Source organism: Desertivirga xinjiangensis (genome assembly GCF_024436435.1).
GTDB lineage: Bacteria > Bacteroidota > Bacteroidia > Sphingobacteriales > Sphingobacteriaceae > Desertivirga > Desertivirga xinjiangensis.
This window is the reverse complement of the sequence record NZ_JAFMZP010000004.1, coordinates 293,861-317,191: the sequence shown is the minus strand read 5'-3', so window position 1 is coordinate 317,191 and position 23,331 is coordinate 293,861. Positions and strand designations below refer to the sequence as shown.

Genomic DNA, 23,331 nt, shown 5'->3' with positions numbered 1-23,331 from the left:
AAAAAATCGTTTGTATGATAATCCGTACAGCACCTGGTAAATAATCTCGGTTATAAGAAACTGATATTCAAACAAATTAGAAATATTCTTTTAACAACCGCTCGTTTTTACCAATTCTGGTATGGAATATGAACAGATAAAAACAGATTGGAAATATTATGGTAGTCGTAAACAAAATAAAATTACCGAAAGATCTAAAAGAGCAAAACGAAGAAGCAGTACCGGAAAAAAACTGGGACAACCCTTCAAATCCGGAACAAGCGGATGATCAACGGGATTTAGAGCAACTTTTAAGACAAAAAAAAGAAGCTGAACGCAGAAAGAATAATCTTAGCGATAATCCAGACGAACCTGAAAAAGACTAGTTAAAAAATTAAGATACAACCTAAAAGAAACGTTATGAAAAGTCAAGCTAAAACTAAAATCACTAAACTCAGCGAAAAATTCGACAAACAACTTTTAAGTATACTAGCCGATGAACTCCGCTTAATAAAAGCTGCAAAAAGTCAACTTGTAAATACGCTGAACTCAAACGACCAAAATCTTTTAGTTGCATAGCATAAAGTGAATCATTATACCCTACTCTACCTATAACACTCGTTCTTTTCCCTCAGTTAAACAAATAAGTCCTGAAATCAATTTCAGGACTTATTTGTTTGTTAGATCCATTCGCATGCAAACGCTTTCTTCCATTCCTATGTAGGGTCCGAAGTTGTCTATGATTGTAAATCCGTGCTTAGCATAGAGCTTGATAGATTCCGGTTGTTTTTTACCGGTTTCAAGCACCGCCTCTTCGTAATATAATTGTCTAGCCCAAATCAGGAGTTCCTCTATAATAGACGATGCGACACCAAACCCCCTGAAATAGGGATTCACAAACATCCGCTTAATCTCCACCGTATTTTCACCTATTTCTTTAAAACAGCCACATCCTACCGCGATATCCTGAATATAAGCTATGACGGCAGTGTTAAGGTGATCTACATCTGTGTAGGCATTATACTGATATTTTACATCTTTGTATCTGCTCTGCAGATCTGTGTCGAGTTCCACAATGAGATTCCGGAAATCCCGGTCTTTGGTCGATGTACGCTTTAGTCGTATCATTTAATGCCTTTAATTTCGCAAAAACAATTATACTAAATAAACCACTCTTAGCGAACTAAGATTGCGATTTTCACAACATTTTTATGATTCTATTAAGATGAATTTATTTTTATCAAAAAACCCTTGACATATTAACAAACATTCTTATATTTGTAGTGGTTTATAATTGGTTAGTTTAAAGGTCTTCATCCTCCCCGTTTGAAGACCTTTTTTTGTAACATTGATTTATAAAAGCAACAAACCCTCTTCTTCCTCGACTCTTCAGCCGTCTTCAGCTCATCTTACATTCTGCTGTCGCTCGATAATATTTAGTAATTCAAGCAAATTAAACGGTTGGACACTCTGTTCTTCCTCAATTCCATCGCTTTCAGTCCCATGGAATTTAAGATACATCGAATAGGACAAGATGGGTATGCGGTTGATACCTTCTGTTGCCCTGATTGCCCGATTTAATGCTGCACCTTGTACTGTAGGCTTTAAGATATCCAGTAGTATAACATCTGGCATCTCTTTACGAATGAGTTCAAATATTCCGAATTCAGAAGACGAAGCACTCACCTGATAACCCTCTTCGATAAGAAGATGGGATATAATCTGGAGTGTATCCTCATCCTTCTCAATAATTAATATCTTTTTCTTCATTTGCAGCAAAAACTGTTATAACACAATTACTACAACAAAAAAGCTTTTATAGTTTAGATAAATACTAATTGATAGAGTTCCGGAGAGCGTTGTTTGCCTTTAAAGTAGAATAGCTTCATGTATGCGCATTTGGCATTACGCATACATGAAGCCATCCGCCATGAAGCAATCTACGCTATTTTCGGTTACTTCTCAATAAAGCCTCCAGGTAATAATAATCCGCATAGGCAAGGGGCACATCAATTTCGCTTTTAGCTGGCTTGTGACCAGTGCTATGTATCAATATGAAACCACCATTTTTCTTTGCAGGCGAATGATACCCTTTACTCAGACTTCGAAGGATAGTACCTGCCTTCTTTTTATACATGTCTGAATTCGAATAACCTGCCAGTTCGTACAATGCCGAAGCTATGATTGCCGCAGCAGACGCATCCCTCGGTTCAGCAGGTATACCCGGAGCATTGAAGTCCCAATAAGGCACAAGGTCTTTAGGCAGATTTGGATGATTTAATATAAACGAGGCAATCTTATTTGCCTGGTTTAAATAAGCTCTGTTGCCCGTTTCCCGGAAACATAAGGTAAAACCATAAAGGGCCCAGGCTTGTCCTCTCGCCCAGGCAGATTCATCGGCATAACCCTGATGCGTCATCTTTTTATTAACAGAACCATTTTCGGGGTTATAATCCACCACATGGTAAGAGCTGTTATCGCTTCTGAAATGGTTTTTTATAGTATTGTTTGCATGTGTTACCGCAATTTTATAAAAGGAAGAATCTCCGGTAAGTTTTGTGGCCTCGAAAAGCAACTCCAGGTTCATCATATTGTCGATAATGACGGGAAATTGCCATACGTCTTTATGATGATCCCATGAACGAATTACGCCTGTTTGAGGACTGAAACGGGTTGAAAGTGATTTAGCTGCCTGAATGATCACCTCCTTATAGTTTTCATCCTTGGTTAAGCGGAAACCATTTCCGTAACTGCAATAGATCATAAAACCCAGGTCGTGCGTGCCCTTATTAAATTGCTCTTTCTCGAGTTTTGCAGTGAACTTCTTTGCCTGCGTCAGCCATTTGGCATCGCCCGTGTATTCGTATAAATACCATAAAACGCCTGGAAAAAAACCGCTGGTCCAATCCTTAGAAACCACAAGCTTTAGCTTGCCGTTTTCAAAGGTCCGGGGAGAAACCTGGCCAGGCTTTACATCCGCCCTTTCAATCTCGCTCAGCATATAATTTACCTGCTCTTCAGCAAATTTAAACTCTCTCTTAACATTAATTTTCTGTCCATAAATTGTATTGATATTGAGAAGAACTAATATCAGGCCTAAAGAATATTTCATAATAATTGATTTCTTATAGATTTATAAATATTGATGGGATAGTGGATGTCATTTCTGGAATACTGGCAGCTACATTGCTCCTTCCATTACGCGTTTTCACCCGGATAATTGCCCGTCCGTTATATAACTGTACCGCACGTGATCCTGTCGAAGTACCCTGGTTGTCAACAAGCTCTCCATCACCTGACAGGGAAACGAATATTGAGGGAACCGAACCATTGAATTGTTTTTGAAACACATCCGTCTCTTTGAATGCGGCTACAGCATCAGTTATGTTAACCGGCCATTCATCATATCCGCCTGTTGAAGGGTTACATCTTAATCAGGTGATGGCACTAATCAGGGCCTACTTTTAGTTTCATAATTATATCTGTTAGTAAGTTTTATTATCTGCAACGCATTCAATACCGGTTCACCAATGATCTTCTAAAATATATAATATTCACCTTCGCACGATATGGAATAGAAACAATGTTAAGAAAGCCTCGTTTCTAAATCTGTATCTCATTACCTTTCATTTCATGAACCAACAATCATGAGACGCTAAAATACTCCCTTCCATCAAACAACAAAAGCCCCTCGGTCTTACACCCAAGAGGCTCCATGCTATCGTATATCTTCTCAATCACTTGGTCTATGTAGTCTGAATTGTCCGGAGTTCAGCAATAATGTAAAATCTCGAATCCTCTAAACATCATCCATTTAATTTAAATATATTTTCCATTAGCATCCACTTTTCACCTTCTCTGGCTCCAGGCAAAGCTTGCTGATATTTCCACATTAATTGTTCCCAGTCCTGAACTTTTGGGTTTGATGCATCATTTTCGGCCTTCGATTCGAATGAATAACCATCCTCAACTTCCATCACCATGAATAGACGATTAGACACCTTATAGATTTCCATATCCAAAATCCCGGAATCTCTGATACTTTTCTTTATTTCCGGCCATACGTTTTGATGCATCTCAACATATTCTTGCATTAGCTGCGGATCATCTTTCAAATCCAGTGCAAAACAATATTTCTTCATTTTAATGGGATATTTGAACTTTTTCCATCTCAGCTTTTACTCTTGTCTGGTATAAAGCAAAAAAGAAAATAATTACGAAACAAATAACCGGAACAATGTAGGCTAGTTGAATATTTCCCTCGTTGGCATCAGAGACGCGGCCCATTATCACTGGCAAGATAGCCCCGCCAACAATAGCCATTATTAGCAATGATGAACCTTGTTTCCGTTTCGTTCCCAACCCCCTGATTCCCAGAGAAAATATGGTTGGGAACATTATAGACATAAAGAACTGGATACCGACCAAAGCATAAATCCCTGCCTGTCCTGTAGCTAATACCACCACAAACAGCAAGACAACACTGATAATGCTATATACCGCTAACAGCACATGTGGTGCAATATATTTCATCAGGAATGTACCAACAAATCTCCCGATCATAAAACCGAACAGTGCCGCCGACAACAAGTAAGCGGCAGTCTTTTCTTCAATTCCGGCAACATAATGTGAATACCGGATAAAGAAGCTCGCTATACCTACCTGTGCGCCAACGTAAAAAAACAGAGCTACTACTCCGAAAACCAGATTTCTTTCCTTAAAGATAGATCCCTTTACCTCAAGCGCCGAATCTTCCTCTTCTACAATTTCCGGTAGCTTTGCTCTCCATAGTAATATAGCGACCAATAATACGATTATACCTATTACCAGATAAGGAACCTTAACAGCAGAAGCTTCTACATTCAGATAAGCATCCAACTGGCCCGCTGTCATCTGCGCTTTTTCCGCCTCAGTTAATGTCTTTCCAGATAAAATAAGGTTTCCTCCTATTAAAGGAGCCAATGTGGCGGCCAGGCCGTTGAAAGACTGCGCAAAGTTTAAACGTTGGGTTGCTGTTGCAGGGTCCCCCAACTCATTCATATAAGGATTAGCCGCAGTTTCCAGGAACGTCAGGCCGCTTGCAATAACAAATAATGCGAACAAAAAGAAACCGAAATCTCTCAAAGATGCTGCAGGATAAAACAAAAACGCGCCCGTAGCAAAAAGGATCAGGCCTAAAATTATCCCGCCTTTATAGCCGTACTTTTTCATAAAATACCCGGCAGGAAGCGCCATTAAAAAATAAGCTATAAAAAAGGCTGAGTCAATAAGCGATGATTCAAGATCATTTAACTGGCAGGCCTTCTTTAGATGGGGTATAAGAATTGGATTTAAGTTGTGTGCGAAGCCCCATAAAAAGAATAGCACCGTTATTAGTATTAAAGGAAATAAATATTTGTTTCGCTTATCCATATGCGCTTAGAAATTTTGTTTAGTTAGTTATAGGAGTCAAAACTGGGGAAAAAAATGAGCCAAAAATTCTATTTAATTGCTCTAATAATAAACAATATTATCCCTCCCGCCCGCAAGTTATCCTACAATAAACACCCGCAAACTTCTGGGACCATGTGCTCCCAATACCAGCGACTGTTCAATATCTGCAGTTTTGGAAGGGCCGGCAATAAATACCCCGTAACCATAGTTAATTTCACCGATCAGGCTGTAGGCTTGCTGCAGCGTTGGCACGATCCGCTCCCGGTTTATCAGAATTGCCAGGTGCTGGCAGATAAACGGAATTACCCGCTGGGAGACATTGCCTTCGGGTACCCACAAGGCACTGTTTTCTGAAACTCCTATTTCTGCCCTGACAATAGCCAGTTCCACATCGGCAAAAGAATGCGGATCTATACCCGCTTCAATCCCTTCGGCCATATCGGCAAAGTCCTCCAGCGGACTCACTATCCGCTGAGACGGCTCAAACGAAGCGGCTAGTAATTCCTTCACTTCAGCAATCCCCCCTACTTCATACACCTTAGCTCCTATTCCTTCGGCCACCCGCCTGTATTCTTCGATCAATCCTTCCTCCCGTACCGGAATAATCACATCAGGCAAAGGCTGCAGATCCGGCTTATTGGCTCTCACCGCAGCTAATATTTTTTCTCGGCTACTCATTTTATAAACATTATATAAGTTGTAAGTTATATGCTGTAAGTCTGCATCCTGAACCTATAATTTATAACTTACTACTTAAAACCTATCTTCTCTCCCTCTTGTACCACTCCCTGAACGATTCCTTCGGTGGCTTAGGCATCTCCCGCTCCTTATACCAGGGATTCAGCTTATTGCTTACCACAAAGGGCAGGTATTTCATCACCACACGGCCTGCTTTACCTGCAAAAGCAAAGAACCTCGGCATGGCAAAGGTGAAGGCCATCGCTTTCATTCCCATGGCTTTAACCGGACTCACATGCCCTTCTTTTACCAGAACCTGCCGCCATTTATACAGCTGGTCATGAATATCGATCTTCACCGGGCAAACATTGCTGCAGGAGCCGCAAAGGGTCGAAGCAAAGGGAAGATCCGCATAAGCTTTCATATCCAGGTTCGGAGCCAGGATCGATCCGATAGGGCCCGCTATAGCATTATGATAGCTATGCCCACCGCTGCGCCGGTAAACCGGACAGGTGTTCATGCAGGCCCCGCAGCGGATGCATTTCAGCGAGTTGCGAAAATCTTCACGACCCAGCTGAACCGTCCGGCCGTTATCTACCAGGATGATATGCATCTCCTGGCCCGCTCTTGGTTTCCTGAAGTGACTTGAATAGGTAGTAATAGGCTGACCGGTAGCGCTCCTGGCCAGCAGGCGCAGGAAAAATCCCAGGTCCTTCCTCCGCGGAATGATCTTCTCTATACCCATACTGGCGATATGTACATCCGCCAGGTGGGACCCCATATCCGCATTTCCCTCATTGGTACACACCACAAACTCACCCGTTTCGGCTACTGCGAAGTTTACACCCGTTAGCGCCAGGCGACGCGTTAAAAAAGACTCGCGAAGGTGCTGACGGGCAGCCTCGGTCAGTACCTGGGGATCAGACTCACCCGCAGCTGTACCCAAATGCGTATGGAACAACTCCCCGATCTCTTCTTTCTTCTTATGGATACAGGGCAGTACAATATGACTTGGTGGTTCTTCAGCCAGCTGCACAATACGCTCGCCTAAGTCAGTATCGATAACCTCTACCCCATGTTCTTTTAAATATTCATTCAGGTGGCATTCTTCGGTTAACATGGATTTGCTTTTCACCATCCTGTTAATCTCATGCTTCTTTAAGATCGAATGAACGATCTGGTTATGTTCCCTGGCATCGGCTGCCCAGTGCACCGTAACTCCGTTGATCAGAGCCTGCTCCTCAAACTGCTGCAGGTAAGTATCCAGGTCAGACAGTACATTATGTTTTATCTGTGAGGCTGTTTCCCTCAGCAGCTCCCACTCGGGAAGGCTATGGGCTGCTTTATCGCGTTTGCTGCGCACAAACCACAAGGTTTCGTCGTGCCAGTTAACCCGCTGCTCATCCCGGTTGAAGATATCAGCCAGCCCCGAATGTTCGGTCAAACCCTTATGTTGTGTTTCTTCTTTAACCATACTCAATTACTCCCCGGCATTTAGTATTTCAGCGATATGCAAAACCTTAACCCCGCTCTTTTGACGCTTCAGGATCCCTTCCATATGCATCAGGCAGGAAAGATCGGCTCCTGTAATATATTCGGCCCCGTTCTGAACATGATCCGATACCCGGTCTTTACCCATCTTGGACGACACCGCTTCTTCGGCTACGCAGAAAGTCCCGCCAAAACCGCAGCATTCGTCTTTCCGGTTAAGCGAGATCAGCTCAATGCCTTCTACAAAGTTCAGCAGGTATTCAGGCTTGGAAAAACCTGGCGCTACCAGCTCGCTCATTTGCGACAGGTGCAGTCCTCTTAAGCCATGGCAGCTCTGATGAACACCTACCTTATGAGGAAAACGCGCCTTCAGGCTTTTTATCTGCAGGATATCCGTCAGGAACTCTACCAGCTCATAGATCCTGCCTCGCAGGTCTTCTGCCGCTGAGGGGTTCTTCTTTGAATGAAGATGCTCTTTCAGGTGAAGCACGCAACTCCCTGAAGGTGCTACTACATAGTCATACCCGGCAAAGCTTTCTGTAAAAAGCTCATCACAGTCGCCTGTTAAGTGCGAAAAACCCGAATTGGCCATCGGCTGACCGCAGCAGGTCTGACGCTCCGGAAATTCTACTTCTACTCCCAACTTCTCCAGCAGTTCAAGCGTGGCTATACCAGCCTGAGGATAAAACTGGTCTACGTAACAGGGTACAAATAAACCGACTTTCATAAATCTTATGTTGTGAAGAGGCAAATTTACAGGTATATGAAAATTTTTATTGTGCAAAATTGTCAAATATCTAAACGAAATAAGCTGGGCGTCAACATAAGCAGACTCTAACTTGTTACTATATCAGACTTTAAACCCATATGAAAACCAGATTGCTGAACACCAGAAATAAGATCGTTACACCTTCTTCAGGAACAACAAATCATGTCGATTATGCGGAACACAAACAAGTTCTCGAAATCGCATATACAGGAGGAAAAACATATCACTATTATAATGTAGACTTAAACGTCTGGAACGAGTACCGGACTGAGGTGCTCAATGGAGGATCATCCGGTGTGTTTGTCAACACCAGGATCAAACCTGTTTACCATAACTATGAGCAGATCTATTAGATAAAATTCTTCCTTTCCAAAAAGAACAATGTATTTTAGACCCGGTTTCTTCAATGATGGATAGTAATTCCCGGCTTCATTTCAGTATCGTCGCTATAAAGCAGGAGACTCCTTCGGCCAGAACTTACGAATTAAAGTTATTGAACGAAGGAAAAATGGAATTCAAGCCAGGACAATTTCTAACGTTTCTCATACATACAGAGAACCATGAAATCCGGCGTTCTTATTCAATTCTGAGCTTGCCGGGAGAGCCGGTTAAAATAACCGTAAAAAAAGTCGAAAACGGAGCCATCTCCCGCCTTATTCTTCAAACGTGGAAAGTTGGAGACATTGTTTACTCCCTGCCCCCTGCCGGGCGATTTTCAGTAGAGCCCGGGTCAACATACAGACGCGATATTTTTTGTTTTGCCGCAGGAAGCGGAATAATACCCATTCTCCCGCAGGTAAAGTATCTGCTAAATGCGGAACCGCAAAGTATCATTCACCTTATCTACAGCAATAAAGATGAAGATAACTCTCTTTTCCTCGAGGAGATTGAAACCCTGGACCACCGATACGAAAACCTAACTTTATTAAACTTCTTTTCAGATCCCGGCAACAGAGTAAAAGAACGGGGACGACTCAGTAACCTGAATGTTGAACCACTTATCGAGCGGTTACTTGTATTCAAGAAAGAGGATGCCCTGTTTTTAATCTGTGGTCCATTTGCATATATGCGAATGCTCAACTTCGTTTTAATGCTGATGCACTTCCCAAAAGAAAATATCCGAAGGGAAAACTTTTTGCCAGAGATTATGCGCGCCGGACAGGCTGTCAACAGACATTTTCCCGAACGGCAAATTTTCCTTACACTTACTGGTCAAACTACTCAGCTAGTAGTTAGATCGGGAGAGGACATCCTAAGTGCCGCCCAGCGACAGGGGCTCAATCCACCCTACAGTTGCAAGGGAGGTATTTGCGGAAATTGTGCCGCTAAATGCAAAGTTGGAAAAGTCTATATGAGCATCAACGAAGTGTTAACTGAAACTGATTTACAGCAGGGCTGGGTCCTCACCTGCACGGGTTTTCCTGAAACAGAGAACGTGGTGATCGATTTCAGTGAAAGCTAAAACATTTAAGACCATTTTATATTTTTTAGATTATGCTTTTAAAGATTTACGAGAAAAACCCCAGTGAAAAAGCACTGCAGCAGGTGGTTGAGGTGCTAAAGAAAGGTGGCATTATCATTTATCCTACAGATACTATCTATGGCCTTGGATGTGACATCACTAATCAGCGCGCCATCGAAAAGATCTGTCAGATTAGAGGAATCAAACCTGAGAAATCGAATTTTTCATTCATATGCTACGATTTGAGCCATATCTCCGACTTTGTGAAGCCAATAGATACCTCGCTATTTCGACTATTGAAAAAAGCACTTCCAGGACCATTTACGTTTATCATGGAGGCCACCAGCAAAGTGCCACGGTTACTTAGCTCAAATAAGAAAACGGTTGGGATTCGTGTGCCCGATAATGACATAGCAAGGGAGATTGTGCGCCATCTGGGAAATCCGATCATTTCGACTTCCATACATGATGAAGATGAAATAATTGAATATTCCACCGACCCTGAATTGATTTATGAAAAATACCGCGACAGAGTCGACATTGTGATCGACGGCGGCTATGGAGGCAACCTTCCCTCAACTGTGGTTGATTGCACCTCGGGCGACTTTAATATTATAAGACAGGGAAAAGGCGACTTACAGGAGTTCTTATAAGGCAATTTTTATTCCATTAAGCACTGAACCGCCCTTTTAAAAAGATCCATTTTTTTATTTGAATATTGAAAAACAATCATTAACTTAAGAAAACGATATTTACACGAAGCTTGAGCTTTCCAGCTATAAACCTGTTATCCCCGCATTGCCCTGCGGGGATTTTTTTTATAACAAACTAAAGAATTTACTGCAAAAGCAGCAATGAAACCAACCACAACTTACTATATTAACAAATAACCTACAAGAACGATATACTATTCGTTGCCATTCGAAAATACGGTGCAAAAAAATCTTTTCATGCAACACCCGTTTTTAAGAAGATTTTGCAGAAAATTTCACATCTAAATGTTTTTGACTAATAAGCCAATCCAAAAAACACAACAGTTAAGGCCTTAATCCGTTATACTCTAAGTAGTAAAAATAATAGCTATGAAACCAGTTATTTCGACCCTTCAAAAAGTTGTTGCTTTAGCAATTTTGTTAATTTTTAATATCGGAGAGCTCCATGCGCAAAGCAAAAAAGCCGCTCGTCAGAAAGAAAAGATCCAGGAAGTTCAAAAACTGATCGATGCAAAAAGATTTGCTTTTAAAGTCCAAACTGTACAACCAATGAGGGGTGGCTCTATAAATATCACCAGCGACTATGAACTTGAAATAAAAAAAGACACCCTTAACAGTTATCTGCCCTATTATGGCAGAGCGTTTACAGCCCCTATGAATCCAACAGAATCAGGGCTGATCTTTACAACTGAGGATTTCGAATATAAGGTTGAGAAGAAGAAAAAGGGGATGAAAAATATTACGATCATCCCAAAAAACCGCGCACAATATGCCCGGCAATTTAACTTAGCAGTTTCTGAACTTGGATATGCCACTTTACAAGTAACCGCCAACAACCGCGATGCGATAACATACACCGGATATATTGCTGCAGCTGATTAAAACAGCGATGTTAAGATAGCTATTTCCGACCCTTAAGATAAATCATTACTTCACTGGTATGTTGCATTCCCAAGGTACTTCCAGGTGTCACTTCCAGATACTTGTGTAAATAAACATCAATAATTCCCTTTAAAACCCGTGTTCTAGATTCACGAAACTCCTCATCGATGTTGAAACTGCCTAAGTGTATTTTTCCATTTTGATCGACCAAAACGGTAAAACTATGATTAAAGTCCTTATAGGCACCTTCAATAAAAATAGAATACTCCGGGTTCAGATAAGCATCTGCGGGACTAGGATTCAAAGGATCGGCGGCTCCATGAGATCTTTTTAAGGTAATAGCAGGTGTAGTGCTTTTAAAGACGGCGGGAGTCCTTGCCGAAAAAGCGCTGTCCGGATTATCGGGATTCCGGTTGGCTTTAGCGATGAGCGACTTTATATAAAGGGTATCTTTCTTATTCGGTTTTTGCAGGATCTTTGGATCAGCACTGATCTTTTTTAAGTAAGGCTCAGAATAAAACCTCATGTACACATTTGATCTTTCTTTCGAAACTGCCTTATCTTCTACCTGTAATAACTGAAAGACGAGACTATCCTGATTGACGTGTTTTAAACGAACCCACTCCCTGGCCATATTAAAAACCGAATCATGATCAAAGTACACGGGGTAATGCAAAAATTTCTTTTCGAATGGACTGTAGATTTTCACCGAATCTTCCGAAAGAAACTGCAATATCCATTCTGGTTCCTGCTGAAACCCGTATTCACTGAAACTTATTCCATTATCAAACTCGCGGCGGACTTCCGTATATTGTGTCCCGATTGCTGCTTTAAAAGACGGTCTGCGTATCGCTTCCTGGGCGCCCTTACTTTTACAGGCGGCCAGCGCAACAATGATCAGCAACACTACAGCATGGTATCGTTTTGTCTTTTTATCGTTCTGCACCATTGCGAAAATAAGGATTCTGTTTGGATTACAAGTTCTAAACATCCATAATCTCGTACCGGTGTGCCCCTTTTACCAGGCGGATCGGCTGATCCAGATCTTCACTTAAAACTTTTACAAAACATCCACCGAAATAAAACATGAAAGCAGAATAAAATACAAACAGCATGATAAGCACAATCGACCCGGAAGCACCATATATAGTTCCGATATTACTTTGTGACAGCCCCCAGTGTACAACAAGTTTACCAAGCGTAAATAATATTGCGGTGAGAACTCCACCCGAAACGGCCACAATCCACTCCGGACGACCATCCGTCAAAAATCGGAAAACAATAGTAAACCATATAGAGGCAATCAACATAAAGATCGCTTCATTCAAAATGTTATTTAATACAAAACCGCTGTCCGGAAATATGTAGTCAATATAATTGCCAATAAACGCCTGGGCTCCCTCTGTGATCAATCCTACAACAAACAGAATACCGGCCAGCAAAATAATGCAAAACGACCTGAACCGTCTTCTTAAACTAAAGAGAAAGCCCGCATCCGGTTTTATTTTTATTCTCCATATCTGATCCAGGGAGTTTTCCATCACCATGAACAAAGTGGTTGCAACAAAGCAAAGAAAAATAAACTCTATTACAGTGGCATAACCATCGTGTGTAATACCCCTGATATTTCTAATGGTAGCTTGTATCTGCTGGGCGCTATCCTGCCCCATCATAATACTTAGTTTTCCAATTAACCTGGCGCTAAATTTCTCGGGGCGCAGAAAGGTACTTAAGAGCTGTATAAAGATCAGCAGAATTGGGGTTATAGCAAACGTTGTGAAAAAGGATGTAGCACCTGCCATTCGCAGAGGGTCGTTCTTTTTCAGTTCACTAAATGATCTTCTGAGCAACGTCCAAAGATGTGCTATAGAGCTTTTGTTTTTTAAGATTACGGATTCCTGCAACTATCTGGGGTGTTATTTTATTTATCACAAAATAAATCAATTGCCCAAAACATATGGCATATTTTTTTTAAGCAGATCGATAAATTAGAACAGCCACCTATAGTACACTCATAATCAGCATTTTGTTCTTACCTGGTATAACACAATTAGAACACAAAAAAAGCTGCCCGGGGGCAGCTTTTAAATTTCACTTACAAGTCATAAAGATCAGTTATTATTATATCCCCAAACTTTCTTTTTATATTCTTCAATGCCAGCTTCTATACGCATAGCTTCTTTCTCTTGTTCAGATGAATCTTTTGTATAATCCACAATTCTTTGACCGGTTGTATTCGATTCTTTTATGATCTTACTGGCAAATTTTCTTTGCAAAAAAATATCATCCATACTCATGTCGAACATATTTTTATCTGGGTCAGAAACATCTTTCTTAACAAATACCCGCCGGCATTCCGGAAAGTACAACCAGAATGCCGGAGCCTCTCCCACAATTGCCTGGTCTGTATTTAAGCTCATCAAGGGAGCTATTCCAATTATACGACTTTCAATTTTAGACCTTTGTTTGTCAAAAAAGATATCCTCCTTAATCCGGAATTTAGTAATCCTCTGCGGATCGAAGTCGTTAAGCTGTTTTTTTGAATCGATTTGATTTCCATTATTGTCAAACACCGGTATCAATACAGTATCTACAAGTTTAGACATCACTTGCTGGGCACTGACACGGGTCTTAAAAGAATCATCCCCCGGATCGTAAGCTGTCAGCTTTCCTGTTTTAATTCCATCAAGGATAGTTTCAATAAGAGTAGATCCTGGTACGGCGAGCACTTGATTTTTGGGATCCGTCAGATCTATATCCCTCCAGATCCTTTTATAAAACCGCACATTACTTGGATTGATCTGCGGATAATTAAAGGGACTCGCGTTATCCAGAATTGTATAATTGTAAAACCCGTCAACCGGAACCATAGGTTCGTTTGCAGTTAGTGAATCAGATGTTCCAACAGTGGAAATGGAATCTGAAGTAAGTGTTGCCTGTGTTTGTGCCTGAGCCATTACTCCCTGGCTCCCAACAGCCAAGAGAAAAGAAAGTATTATATAATTTTTCATGGTAATTTTCTATTTGAGTGTGTATGTTATTCAGCTTTTGTTACTACATTTTCGGAAGGTCTCGATGCTCTGCCTACATTTGACGCACGTTTTTGAACGGGTTGATTCTTACGAGTGCGAACCTGGTCGCTAAGCAATTCGGGGGCTGGCATAACGCATCTGAAGCCTATATATGAATGTGCCTGATCCTGTACTTCGTAATTACGGGTATCTGTATTCAGTACTTCCGCATTATCTTTCCAGGAACCGCCTCGTATAACTTTTCTTTTCATTACTTCAGCATCACTATCGCTGGCATCATATAATAATACAGGATTCAGGTCGTGTACAAATTCAACGGCAGATGGACTGAAAGCATCAAGGGTCCATTCTGCAACATTCCCCGACATGTTATATAATCCGAAACCGTTTGCGCTATACGACTTCACAGGTAAGGTGAACGTTGAACCGTCCATTGTATAACTACCCTCCCCCTGTTTAAAGTTTACCAGCAGTTTTTCGCCGTTTTTCCCTTTCGCTGTTACCAGATTATTAGCATTTGAGACAGGTGCGTCTTCCGGGTTCCTCACCCCAGCAGCCGCATATTGCCACTGAGCTTCTGTTGGCAGATTGTAAGTTAACTGATAGGCCTTCAAATAAGCGTTTTTATTGAGCATTGCAGCTGCCGACTTACCTCTCCAATCAGCAAACGCCCTGGCCTGCTTCCAGGTAACACCAACTACAGGATAATTGTCATATGTTTTATGCGTATTATAATTAGCCGACATAAAACCCATCTGTGAATTTGGAAAATCGGCAGACCAAACGTTGTTATCCGGATAGATCTTTACTGCCTCAGTAACAAATTCGTTTTGGTTTTTCCCTCCAGTCTTCTGGTAAGTAAGGGAGTATTTAAGCAATTCAGTATTTAAAACTTTTTTGCCGTTTTGTTCCAGCACCAGTGAACCAAGGACTTTTGAGCTGATATTTGGATCGGCGCTTAACCATAGAGGAGTATCATTCTTTTCAAGCTTACTCCAGTTGATCTGTTTGGCAATGATCTCCGGATGATTTTTATCAGGCGGCAGAAAATAACTTTCGTCTTTTAAGTAATCTGTTATTACAATAGAATCTGCCACCCAATCAATAAACTCTCTGTATTGACGATTGGTTACTTCCGTGGCGTCAATAAAGAAAGGGCTTAAGCTTACTCTCTTTACAACTGCATCATCGTCGGACGAGCTTTTGTACATTATTGTACCTGAAGGTACATAAACCATACCTGGAGGCGGCATCATTCCTTTGCCTTTAAAACTATACACCGCCGGCGTTTCATAAATATTCCGGGATGAGCAGGAAGAAACACTAGAAGCTACAGCGCCAGCAAAAATGAGCGCCGCAATATTTTTAAGACTTTTTATTTTCCTAAATTTAGTAGAGTATTTGGTTGATTTCATAAGTGTGTTGTTTAAATCATGGGTATGTTACCAGTTAATCAAGAATGATGCCATCGGCTTTTTTTTCACACCTTTTTTTAGAAACTGCTAAAAAAAACCTCCTTCTGTTGCAAAACTCCTCGTTTTCGATAGACTTATTAATAAACATCAAAACAATACCTCAGGCGGTTTCCCTGGCATTTTATTAGCGTTAGCAGCAAATGCTGACCTTTTTTTGCATCAGTACAGGGACCGTTAAAAAGCATTCTTCTCCGTCATAAAAAATTCAAACTATAGCTAACAATTTTTCAATAAATGCGTTTATCCCTGGACAATTTTCAATAAAGAACAATCTATAATTGGAACTTTATTATACTTGCACTTAAAAAATCATCATTGCACATTTTAACTCTCATACCTTTATGCATCAACTAGAGCCTTCTGTATTAGAACGCGTTAACACCTGGCTACAGGGAAGCTACGACCCAGACACGAAACAGCAAATTCAGAACCTCCTTAACGAGGAAGCTTATACTGAATTAACAGATTCTTTTTACCGCAGCCTGGAATTTGGCACAGGAGGATTAAGAGGTATAATGGGCCCGGGCTCTAACCGCATAAATAAATATACCATCGGGGCCGCTACCCAGGGTTTAGCTAATTATTTAATAAAAAAGTATCCGGGAGAAAAAATAAAAGTCGCTATCGCTCACGACAGCCGTAATAACTCCGATGTACTGGCCAGAGTTACGGCAGAAGTTTTTTCAGCAAACGGCATCCAGGTTTATTTTTTCAAAGAGTTGAGACCCACGCCTGAACTATCCTTTGCAATACGTGAATTAGGATGCAGAAGCGGCGTAATGCTTACCGCATCTCATAATCCTAAAGAATATAACGGTTATAAAGCTTATGGTGCTGATGGCGGTCAATTTGTATCGCCGGACGACAAGCTCGTGATGGACGAAGTAGCTAAGGTTACTTCTGTTGACCTTGTTAAATTTTCGCCTGTTGAAGAGAATATTCAATATATCGGCGAAGAAATAGACGCGCTCTATCTTGATAAGATCGTTAAGCTTTCTGTTTCACCTGAGGCCATCAAACGTCAGAAAGATCTTAAAATAGTATTCTCTCCCATTCATGGCACCGGAATCACGCTGGTCCCGCAAGCTTTAGAGCGTTTTGGTTTTACCAATGTAAGCCTGGTTGAAGAACAAATCAAGCCAGACGGCAATTTCCCAACGGTTGTATATCCAAATCCGGAAGAAAAAGAAGCCTTAACTCTGGCTCTGGCAAAAGGGAAAGAAATCGATGCTGACCTTATCCTGGCAACCGACCCGGATGCCGACCGCGTAGGTATAGCCGTTAGAAATAATGAAGGAGAGTTTGTACTGTTAAACGGAAATCAAACCGGCAGTTTGCTCATCAATTACCTGCTCACAGCCTGGGAACAGAACGGAAAACTTACCGGCAAAGAATATATTGTTAAAACCATTGTTACTTCGTATATCATTGATGCCATTGCCGCTGCAAAGAATGTTGAATGCTATAATACCCTCACCGGCTTTAAGTATATCGGCGAATTAATGACAAAATTTGAAGGCCAAAAAACATTTATCGGTGGCGGGGAAGAGAGCTACGGATACCTGATCGGCGACCTGGTCCGCGACAAAGATGCTGTAATTTCTGCCGCTTTTATCGCAGAAATGACTGCCTTCTACAAAGATCAGGGAAGCAGCTTGTTCGATGCCTTGCTTGAGATGTATCAGCAGTATGGCTTCTATAAGGAAAAGCTTGTATCAGTAACTAAAAAAGGCAAGAGTGGAGCTGAAGAGATCAAAGCAATGATGGAAAGGTTCAGAAACAATCCGCCGGTAAGCCTTGGCGGTTCGAAAGTAGTAACCCTTAAAGATTATGAGTTAAGAAAGGAAACGGATATTTCTTCAGGTAATGTTAGCGAAATTGCACTTCCAAAATCGGATGTACTGCAATTTGTCACTGAAGATGGAAGTATAATCTCGGCGCGCCCTTCAGGAACTGAGCCTAAAATAAAATTCTACTGCAGTGTAAAAGGTTCACTTACTGATGCCACCGCTTACAAAGAAGCAGACACTTTGCTTGATGAAAAAGTAAATACTATTATCAGCGACCTTGGGGTATAACAAGCCCTTACAACATTCACCAGGATTTGCCTTTACCGGGCAGATCCTGGATAGTTAGTATACTTCTTATATTATCTGCTCTTCATAAATAAGCTTGCCCATCGTCATCTTTTTACTGGGATCAACTGCCCAGGCCGACAAAAAAACCGCACCATCGGTATCAAAACGCAGCTTGAAGAAGCCTTTTACCTTTTCGCCAAAACGCAGATACTTCCCACTTTGAACCACATATTTCACTTTTGAGCCTGATCCGCTTACAATGAAGTGATTATGATCTTTGCAGATGTATTGCAAATTATGCTCGTGTCCCGCAGCATAGATCAGATTAGGATATTGCGCTAGAATCTCCTTTAATTTCTTGCGCAGCCGCCTGTATCTCGGATGTGCCATATCTTCTCTGGCTCCTAAAAACTTACGATACAGTGGCAGTAAAGAACCAATTCCAGGCAAGGGAATCCAGGCTGATTTATCGTATATCGTCAATGGAAAAATATGATGTTTCAGCTTGAAGCGCCCACCATGTATCGCGTAACTATAAACGGGATGATGACCAGTAACAAGGAGATGCTTATGCTTGTTCTTTTCAAGAATAGCAACCAGTTGTTCAAAGAAATCTTCCTCCGACTCGACGCTGCAACCGTATTGCCTGCCTATTGGCCTCAGTCCCTTCTGTAGCCACCACTGTGTATCAATTGCAACAATGGTCAGGCTATGATTGATATCAATTTCGACCGGTCCGGGGCAACCATTTGAGGGCAGAAATACGTTTCGTCCTTCGAACAATTTCTGAATGTACTTTTCCTGCCGTACTATATACTCATAACCATCTTTCCGCCCTTTATTCCAATCATGATTTCCGGCTATAAAAACCACCTTTCCATGGTAATCTTTTAATGCTTCAAAATGTCTTTTTAAGGTATTTTCCGCATTGGTCCGTAAAATATTCCCTTTCGGTGGCATCCCCCGGGGATAGATATTATCGCCCAGAAACACTACAGCAGAATGCTGATCAGGATTAAAGTGCGAGCACAGGGTCTGTAAAACCGGGTCGGGCCTGGTAGGAGAAATATCGCCGGTATCTCCAATTAAAAAAACTTCATAAGGAAGATTAAGCTCAGGTTGAATGGGCATAGCTTTTTAACAGGTTAAAACTGGCTTTGTTGGTTTAATTTTTTTCCAAATTTAAATTTATGCAGTACGCGGCAACGCCTTTCAGAGTATAACAATCTAACTTAAGAATTCTGGCCTCTTCCTGCCAGGCATTTGCCCGGTAGTTTGTATTGCTTCCATCAATCAGAAGAACCTGGAACTTTACCCATTTTATCACATCCGCGATCTTAACTTTTGGATTTCCCCGAAGTAACAGAACTTCAGCATTAAGCGTTTTGTCAAAAGTATGATTATCCATGGACGGATCCCACATGAGTATCCTGAGATTATAGAACTGCAGCCAATTACCGCCATGTCCAGGAATGTTTTTGTTCTTTTTGGGGACACGATCTATAAAATAGAACTCATTCGAAATTGCATCCAGTGAGGGCTTTACAGAGAATTGAAATGCCTTGTCGGTCGACTTAAGATCTGAATAGACATAAGCTTTCCCTGCATCAAAAAAACCAATAGCCGTATTTTTACGCAAGCTATAGAATATAACCTGGCGGATATGATATCGATGTATTTTAGAGCGCGAGGTATAGATCGCTATAACCAGCATTATGAACGAAAAGACATACAAAAGCTTCTTATTTTTGGCTTGTAAAGCAAATATTAATAACAATCCCGCAAGAAACATCAAACAATAATACCATGCATCATAATGATAGAATTGCATACTTGAATAAGGCAGGCGTTCTATATATAGCAGAACCTTATTGAGGCCTTCAATACATAGACTCAGCAAAGCCCCCAACATTTTTAGCACTAAATATAAATCGCCCGGTGTGTTATAGAATGAAAACAGAAATAGAAAGCCAAGGCCGGCATACATAATCAGAGAAACCGGGAGGACGATCAGAAGGTTACTTAACAGAAAATACACCGGAAACTGATGAAAATACAATAGACTTAACGGAGCAGTTGAAGCCTGCGCTGCTATTGATAAAGACACGTAGTCCCATATTTTATCCGAAATCCAGTTCTTTAAATACCAAAGTCGGTAAATTTTAGGATATAGGTAAATAAGCCCCAGCACTGCAAGGTAAGACAACTGGAAACCCGCATCTACCAGAAAATATGGATTGTAAACAAGTAGTAAGAACGCAGAAATACAAATTAAGTTATAGGAGTTAATGCGACGGTTGAAGGGCTTGCCAATAATTAGAAAGCTGATCATCACAGCTGCCCGGCAAACTGAGGGGGAAAAACCGGAGACTAGAGTATAAAACCATATTAAGACAACAATGAGAAATGCTCTCAGAATTTTCAGCCAGCGTCTTTTATCCATAAACCATAGTGATTGATTCAGGACAAAGAACACCAAAGCTACGTGCATACCCGAGACTGAGAGGACATGCATTGTACCTGTTTTCGAATAAGCACTGATAGTTTCAGCACTTAATTCAGCACGGTATCCCAGGATAAGGGTGGACGCGAGGGCCGCCGCATCTGCACCCGGAATAAACTGCTGAAAACCCCTTACTAGTTTTTGACGTAAGTTTAGAGCCATCCCTATAAGAGAATTACCTTGCCCTCTGTTTAACAGACTGACCCTTGAAGCTGTGATAAATGTCTGGTGATAAATCCCGTGATTCGCAAGATAGTGTCTGTAATCAAATTCGTATGGATTAAGTGGAGGAGCCACTTCTTCAAATACATAAGGAATAAATAACCTGTCTCCATATTTCAGGTCCGGGCGGGCCCTGGCTTGCAAAGCCACCAAAAGCTTTCCGGAACATAGGTAAAATCGCTTTCCCTGAAAAGATTGATTTATTTCTGCTTCAAATCTTAAAATATCGCTTTTATAGCTTGGATCAGAGCAAATGGTTACTACCAGTGCTTCGGAGGGCGTTCTACTGAAATGATCAGGGCTCCCTTCCACGTAATGCCGGGCCGTTATCACGTAACCTAGACATATCAATAACAGATGTACGATCAAGCCGGGCAACCACTTGAACAGGTAAACTTTGAAGGATCTGTACTTGAACCATAGAAGGTAGAGCACGGTAAACAGAAAAAGCAAAATGCTCGTGTGGATTGAATAGCTTAAAGATGAAGGACGAAAGCAAAGGCCTCCCGTTATTCCTATAATCAGAGGAAGAAGTAGTCTGACAAACAATATTTCGCCTCTGAATACAACCGGCATTAAAATTGAAATCGTAATTGAAGTTTAACATCCGATTTATTGTTTCCCGCAATTCTCTCCAGCCCCGAACCTATTTCCTGAAGGTCTGAATAGCTTGTCTTAGCATACCGGAACCACATATCTATGCCTTTGCACACCCGGTAGCGAAGGTTTGCGTAATACCGTAACCCCCTGTTATAGTGCGCAGGGGCTGAAAAACTATATAAAACGTCATTCTCATTGGCGTAAATACGGGCATTGTAACTTTCGGTCTCGAAAACAGCAAACCTGATGTTAGCTGAAACCCTGGATTGCAACGGTTTATAAATCACGTCCTGGAACAGTAAAAATCCATATTCTCTTTTCTGTTCAGCTTTTTGGTAGCTTATAACTTCTGCCCGGTTCCTCAACTGACACTGTTCAGAGATTTTATAATTAAGCTCCAGCCGATATGCTTTTTTTGCCACCTGTTCCAAAAAGTTAATTGGATTCGGAATGTTCTCATTTTCCTGTTTATTCTCAAATTTGTAACGGATACTCAGCTTAAACTTCTTTGATGGAGCATAACCTATTTGTGAAAACATTTCATAGCCCCAAGAAGGGCTGTCGACCCTATATCGCAGCCAGGGAAAGCGAAAGAGATCGGCATAAACACTGATCTCGTACTTCCTGCCAGGAGTAACTACCAGTCCCGAATAGAATCCTTTTTCATTAACGGCACTACTCCCTTCAGCCAGAGCCTGGTTAAAGAAAGAATAGTAATCTTTCGCATAATTACGGTGAACAAGTACCAAGGCAACTTTGGGTGTCAGACTGGAAATTGCACCGTTAATGACTGCGACGCTACCTCCGGCTGAATAGGCAAGCTCTCCAAAAAAATAAATATTCTTCCAGCTACTATTATAATACGTACTAAAATTGTTCAGGCTGCGCCCTGTAAACCTGTAAAGATCATAGGCCTGCTTAGCCGATCCGAATGCCGAACTAAAGCGGTTGTGATAGGCTAAGGCTCCGATTCTCAAAGATCTTTTTGAATACAGAATATTAGCTCCATAAAGAAAATGACTGGTGTTCCTGCGCTTTTTATTTTCACTGCTGGTTCTGTGAAGTCCGGTCTGCACCAGGGAAGTCACTTCTTCATCTCCGCTTCCTTCACTTTCAGACAGTCCTCCATCTACCCGCCGGCCAGATAGAAAAGGGGTAAGCTCTATTGTTCCAAACTGAATAGTGGAGGCCAGGCCTCTTAAAAACAGAGCCTCATTCGTTGAGGTATATGCTTTAAGCCCGACAGCGTTTTTTGCAACCGACGAAACGGCAGCTCCTTTCCCGAAACCCAGGCCCGACCACAAACTTAGACCCTGGCCGAACTGCAGAGAATAATCACCCGCAACTACTTTTTTTATCCTGCCACCAGTTTTGTAAGATAAGTTGCCTGAAAAAAAATCGAACCCATGTATTTTCTTCGCGGAAATAAATCGTTCGCCCGCATCCTTTTCCATAGTCAAGGCTGCCGAAAGGTTTTGTCCGTAATGATAACGGTAACGAGTCAGAAACCGTTGCCGCGATCCAAGGTAATATGCCTTTGTCTTGTCTTCTGGAATAACGTATCCCTGTTGTTTCTGCAGTACCTGAGAGACGGTGACAAACAAGTCATTGCGTCCTTCCCGGACCAGATTTTTCAGACTAAGGTTCCCGGGCGTATTATTCCCGGGCAAAAAAACAAAAGGCAATAATCTCCTGATAGTTTGGGCATCAAGTCCATCAATGGTTTGAAGCTCAAGAAGATCAAGTAATTTTCCGGTTTCATTTCTATGCCTAAGGATTTGATCAATCTGCAGAGGTGATAAAAAGATTAGCTCCTGTAATGTTTCCCTTTCAGCACCGTTCAGGTCTATAGGATTTTTTCGGTAAAAATTCAGACGTTCCGTTAACTCGGTATAGTCAAAGTCCTCCCCTGCGGCTTCTGTCATTGATTCTATGATCATTTCAACCACATCGTCGGTTTCAACCTGAGCTGAAAGCAGATTAGCCTTATGAACTATAAGCAGCAACATCAGAA

At 41.5% G+C, this 23,331-nt stretch carries 23 protein-coding genes; 7 read left to right on the top strand and 16 right to left on the bottom strand.

Annotated features, from left to right (window positions below; all coding sequences use genetic code 11):
• The first annotated feature begins 158 nt into the window (after positions 1–158).
• Together J3P37_RS12635 and J3P37_RS12630 are read left to right on the top strand one after the other, a co-directional pair.
• Positions 159–365 (top strand): hypothetical protein, encoded by a 207-nt coding sequence (locus tag J3P37_RS12635; protein WP_256011570.1) that lies wholly within the window; start codon positions 159–161, stop codon positions 363–365.
• A gap of 34 nt (positions 366–399) precedes the next feature.
• On the top strand, positions 400–558 hold the full coding sequence (locus J3P37_RS12630; RefSeq protein ID WP_256011569.1) for a hypothetical protein: 159 nt from the start codon (positions 400–402) through the stop codon (positions 556–558).
• A gap of 90 nt (positions 559–648) precedes the next feature.
• Here the strand turns inward: J3P37_RS12630 and J3P37_RS12625 are convergent, their stop codons facing one another.
• The 9 genes from J3P37_RS12625 to J3P37_RS12585 all read right to left on the bottom strand — a co-directional run bounded on the left by J3P37_RS12625 (position 649) and on the right by J3P37_RS12585 (position 8,308).
• Positions 649–1,107, bottom strand: coding sequence for a GNAT family N-acetyltransferase (locus tag J3P37_RS12625; protein WP_256011568.1), 459 nt, complete (start codon positions 1,105–1,107; stop codon positions 649–651).
• A 276-nt stretch (positions 1,108–1,383) separates the two neighbouring features.
• Positions 1,384–1,749 carry a response regulator gene (locus tag J3P37_RS12620; RefSeq protein ID WP_256011567.1) on the bottom strand — a complete coding sequence of 122 codons (366 nt, stop codon included), beginning with the start codon at positions 1,747–1,749 and terminating at the stop codon, positions 1,384–1,386.
• Positions 1,750–1,924: 175 nt separating this feature from the next.
• On the bottom strand, positions 1,925–3,091 hold the full coding sequence (locus J3P37_RS12615) for a glycoside hydrolase family 88 protein (protein WP_256011565.1): 1,167 nt from the start codon (positions 3,089–3,091) through the stop codon (positions 1,925–1,927).
• A 13-nt stretch (positions 3,092–3,104) separates the two neighbouring features.
• Positions 3,105–3,329 carry a hypothetical protein gene (locus J3P37_RS12610; RefSeq protein WP_256011564.1) on the bottom strand — a complete coding sequence of 75 codons (225 nt, stop codon included), beginning with the start codon at positions 3,327–3,329 and terminating at the stop codon, positions 3,105–3,107.
• A gap of 456 nt (positions 3,330–3,785) precedes the next feature.
• Complete coding sequence (locus tag J3P37_RS12605) at positions 3,786–4,121, bottom strand: L-rhamnose mutarotase (protein ID WP_256011563.1); 336 nt, start codon at positions 4,119–4,121, stop codon at positions 3,786–3,788.
• A gap of 1 nt (position 4,122) precedes the next feature.
• Positions 4,123–5,391 carry an L-fucose:H+ symporter permease gene (gene fucP / locus J3P37_RS12600; RefSeq protein ID WP_256011561.1) on the bottom strand — a complete coding sequence of 423 codons (1,269 nt, stop codon included), beginning with the start codon at positions 5,389–5,391 and terminating at the stop codon, positions 4,123–4,125.
• A gap of 117 nt (positions 5,392–5,508) precedes the next feature.
• Positions 5,509–6,090: a LutC/YkgG family protein gene (locus J3P37_RS12595; RefSeq protein ID WP_256011559.1), complete on the bottom strand. Its 582-nt coding sequence runs from the start codon at positions 6,088–6,090 to the stop codon at positions 5,509–5,511.
• 82 nt (positions 6,091–6,172) lie between these two features.
• On the bottom strand, positions 6,173–7,564 hold the full coding sequence (locus J3P37_RS12590; protein ID WP_256011558.1) for a lactate utilization protein B: 1,392 nt from the start codon (positions 7,562–7,564) through the stop codon (positions 6,173–6,175).
• Positions 7,565–7,570: 6 nt separating this feature from the next.
• A complete protein-coding gene (locus tag J3P37_RS12585; protein ID WP_256011557.1) occupies positions 7,571–8,308 on the bottom strand; it encodes a (Fe-S)-binding protein in 738 nt (245 codons plus the stop codon).
• A gap of 140 nt (positions 8,309–8,448) precedes the next feature.
• Between J3P37_RS12585 and J3P37_RS12580 the strand changes: the two genes are divergently transcribed.
• The 4 genes from J3P37_RS12580 (at position 8,449) to J3P37_RS12565 (ending at position 11,407) form a co-directional block, all read left to right on the top strand.
• On the top strand, positions 8,449–8,703 hold the full coding sequence (locus tag J3P37_RS12580) for a KTSC domain-containing protein (protein WP_256011556.1): 255 nt from the start codon (positions 8,449–8,451) through the stop codon (positions 8,701–8,703).
• Positions 8,704–8,756: 53 nt separating this feature from the next.
• Positions 8,757–9,812: a 2Fe-2S iron-sulfur cluster-binding protein gene (locus J3P37_RS12575; protein ID WP_256011555.1), complete on the top strand. Its 1,056-nt coding sequence runs from the start codon at positions 8,757–8,759 to the stop codon at positions 9,810–9,812.
• Between the two features lie 32 nt (positions 9,813–9,844).
• Positions 9,845–10,465, top strand: a complete 621-nt coding sequence (locus J3P37_RS12570) for an L-threonylcarbamoyladenylate synthase (RefSeq protein ID WP_256011554.1) — start codon at positions 9,845–9,847, stop codon at positions 10,463–10,465.
• Positions 10,466–10,894: 429 nt separating this feature from the next.
• Positions 10,895–11,407 carry a DUF4251 domain-containing protein gene (locus tag J3P37_RS12565; RefSeq protein ID WP_256011553.1) on the top strand — a complete coding sequence of 171 codons (513 nt, stop codon included), beginning with the start codon at positions 10,895–10,897 and terminating at the stop codon, positions 11,405–11,407.
• Positions 11,408–11,426: 19 nt separating this feature from the next.
• Here the strand turns inward: J3P37_RS12565 and J3P37_RS12560 are convergent, their stop codons facing one another.
• From J3P37_RS12560 to porK, 4 genes are all read right to left on the bottom strand, one after another.
• Complete coding sequence (locus J3P37_RS12560) at positions 11,427–12,356, bottom strand: hypothetical protein (RefSeq protein WP_256011552.1); 930 nt, start codon at positions 12,354–12,356, stop codon at positions 11,427–11,429.
• A gap of 34 nt (positions 12,357–12,390) precedes the next feature.
• The gene (locus tag J3P37_RS12555) at positions 12,391–13,257 is read right to left on the bottom strand and encodes a YihY/virulence factor BrkB family protein (protein ID WP_256011550.1); all 867 of its coding nucleotides are present in this window, start codon (positions 13,255–13,257) and stop codon (positions 12,391–12,393) included.
• Between the two features lie 261 nt (positions 13,258–13,518).
• A complete protein-coding gene (porN, locus tag J3P37_RS12550) occupies positions 13,519–14,418 on the bottom strand; it encodes a type IX secretion system ring subunit PorN/GldN (RefSeq protein WP_256011549.1) in 900 nt (299 codons plus the stop codon).
• 26 nt (positions 14,419–14,444) lie between these two features.
• Positions 14,445–15,854 carry a T9SS ring complex lipoprotein PorK/GldK gene (porK, locus tag J3P37_RS12545; protein ID WP_256011547.1) on the bottom strand — a complete coding sequence of 470 codons (1,410 nt, stop codon included), beginning with the start codon at positions 15,852–15,854 and terminating at the stop codon, positions 14,445–14,447.
• Positions 15,855–16,255: 401 nt separating this feature from the next.
• Between porK and J3P37_RS12540 the strand changes: the two genes are divergently transcribed.
• The gene (locus J3P37_RS12540; RefSeq protein ID WP_256011544.1) at positions 16,256–17,992 is read left to right on the top strand and encodes a phospho-sugar mutase; all 1,737 of its coding nucleotides are present in this window, start codon (positions 16,256–16,258) and stop codon (positions 17,990–17,992) included.
• A 66-nt stretch (positions 17,993–18,058) separates the two neighbouring features.
• On the opposite strand, the gene J3P37_RS12535 is transcribed toward J3P37_RS12540, so the two are convergent.
• Genes J3P37_RS12535 through J3P37_RS12525 form a run of 3 tightly spaced genes read right to left on the bottom strand, consistent with a single transcriptional unit; the run spans position 18,059 to position 23,326 of the window.
• The gene (locus J3P37_RS12535; RefSeq protein WP_256011543.1) at positions 18,059–19,123 is read right to left on the bottom strand and encodes a metallophosphoesterase; all 1,065 of its coding nucleotides are present in this window, start codon (positions 19,121–19,123) and stop codon (positions 18,059–18,061) included.
• A 34-nt stretch (positions 19,124–19,157) separates the two neighbouring features.
• A complete protein-coding gene (locus tag J3P37_RS12530; RefSeq protein WP_256011542.1) occupies positions 19,158–21,293 on the bottom strand; it encodes a ComEC/Rec2 family competence protein in 2,136 nt (711 codons plus the stop codon).
• Positions 21,293–23,326 (bottom strand): helix-hairpin-helix domain-containing protein, encoded by a 2,034-nt coding sequence (locus J3P37_RS12525; RefSeq protein WP_256011541.1) that lies wholly within the window; start codon positions 23,324–23,326, stop codon positions 21,293–21,295. Before J3P37_RS12525 ends, J3P37_RS12530 begins: the two co-directional genes overlap by 1 nt.
• Between the last annotated feature and the right edge of the window lie 5 nt (positions 23,327–23,331).

Excerpts from the sequence above, each read along its gene's own strand:
- J3P37_RS12595 (WP_256011559.1), bottom strand. The coding sequence starts at position 6,090 with ATGAGTAGCCGAGAAAAAATATTAGCTGCGGTGAGAGCCAATAAGCCG.
- J3P37_RS12605 (WP_256011563.1), bottom strand. The coding sequence starts at position 4,121 with ATGAAGAAATATTGTTTTGCACTGGATTTGAAAGATGATCCGCAGCTA.
- J3P37_RS12635 (WP_256011570.1), top strand. The coding sequence starts at position 159 with ATGGTAGTCGTAAACAAAATAAAATTACCGAAAGATCTAAAAGAGCAA.
- J3P37_RS12575 (WP_256011555.1), top strand. The coding sequence starts at position 8,757 with ATGATGGATAGTAATTCCCGGCTTCATTTCAGTATCGTCGCTATAAAG.
- J3P37_RS12620 (WP_256011567.1), bottom strand. The coding sequence starts at position 1,749 with ATGAAGAAAAAGATATTAATTATTGAGAAGGATGAGGATACACTCCAG.
- J3P37_RS12625 (WP_256011568.1), bottom strand. The coding sequence starts at position 1,107 with ATGATACGACTAAAGCGTACATCGACCAAAGACCGGGATTTCCGGAAT.
- J3P37_RS12590 (WP_256011558.1), bottom strand. The coding sequence starts at position 7,564 with ATGGTTAAAGAAGAAACACAACATAAGGGTTTGACCGAACATTCGGGG.
- J3P37_RS12530 (WP_256011542.1), bottom strand. The coding sequence starts at position 21,293 with ATGCCGGTTGTATTCAGAGGCGAAATATTGTTTGTCAGACTACTTCTT.
- J3P37_RS12525 (WP_256011541.1), bottom strand. The coding sequence starts at position 23,326 with ATGTTGCTGCTTATAGTTCATAAGGCTAATCTGCTTTCAGCTCAGGTT.
- J3P37_RS12580 (WP_256011556.1), top strand. The coding sequence starts at position 8,449 with ATGAAAACCAGATTGCTGAACACCAGAAATAAGATCGTTACACCTTCT.
- J3P37_RS12615 (WP_256011565.1), bottom strand. The coding sequence starts at position 3,091 with ATGAAATATTCTTTAGGCCTGATATTAGTTCTTCTCAATATCAATACA.
- J3P37_RS12630 (WP_256011569.1), top strand. The coding sequence starts at position 400 with ATGAAAAGTCAAGCTAAAACTAAAATCACTAAACTCAGCGAAAAATTC.
- J3P37_RS12570 (WP_256011554.1), top strand. The coding sequence starts at position 9,845 with ATGCTTTTAAAGATTTACGAGAAAAACCCCAGTGAAAAAGCACTGCAG.
- porK (WP_256011547.1), bottom strand. The coding sequence starts at position 15,854 with ATGAAATCAACCAAATACTCTACTAAATTTAGGAAAATAAAAAGTCTT.
- fucP (WP_256011561.1), bottom strand. The coding sequence starts at position 5,391 with ATGGATAAGCGAAACAAATATTTATTTCCTTTAATACTAATAACGGTG.
- porN (WP_256011549.1), bottom strand. The coding sequence starts at position 14,418 with ATGAAAAATTATATAATACTTTCTTTTCTCTTGGCTGTTGGGAGCCAG.
- J3P37_RS12535 (WP_256011543.1), bottom strand. The coding sequence starts at position 19,123 with ATGCCCATTCAACCTGAGCTTAATCTTCCTTATGAAGTTTTTTTAATT.
- J3P37_RS12565 (WP_256011553.1), top strand. The coding sequence starts at position 10,895 with ATGAAACCAGTTATTTCGACCCTTCAAAAAGTTGTTGCTTTAGCAATT.
- J3P37_RS12560 (WP_256011552.1), bottom strand. The coding sequence starts at position 12,356 with ATGGTGCAGAACGATAAAAAGACAAAACGATACCATGCTGTAGTGTTG.
- J3P37_RS12540 (WP_256011544.1), top strand. The coding sequence starts at position 16,256 with ATGCATCAACTAGAGCCTTCTGTATTAGAACGCGTTAACACCTGGCTA.
- J3P37_RS12585 (WP_256011557.1), bottom strand. The coding sequence starts at position 8,308 with ATGAAAGTCGGTTTATTTGTACCCTGTTACGTAGACCAGTTTTATCCT.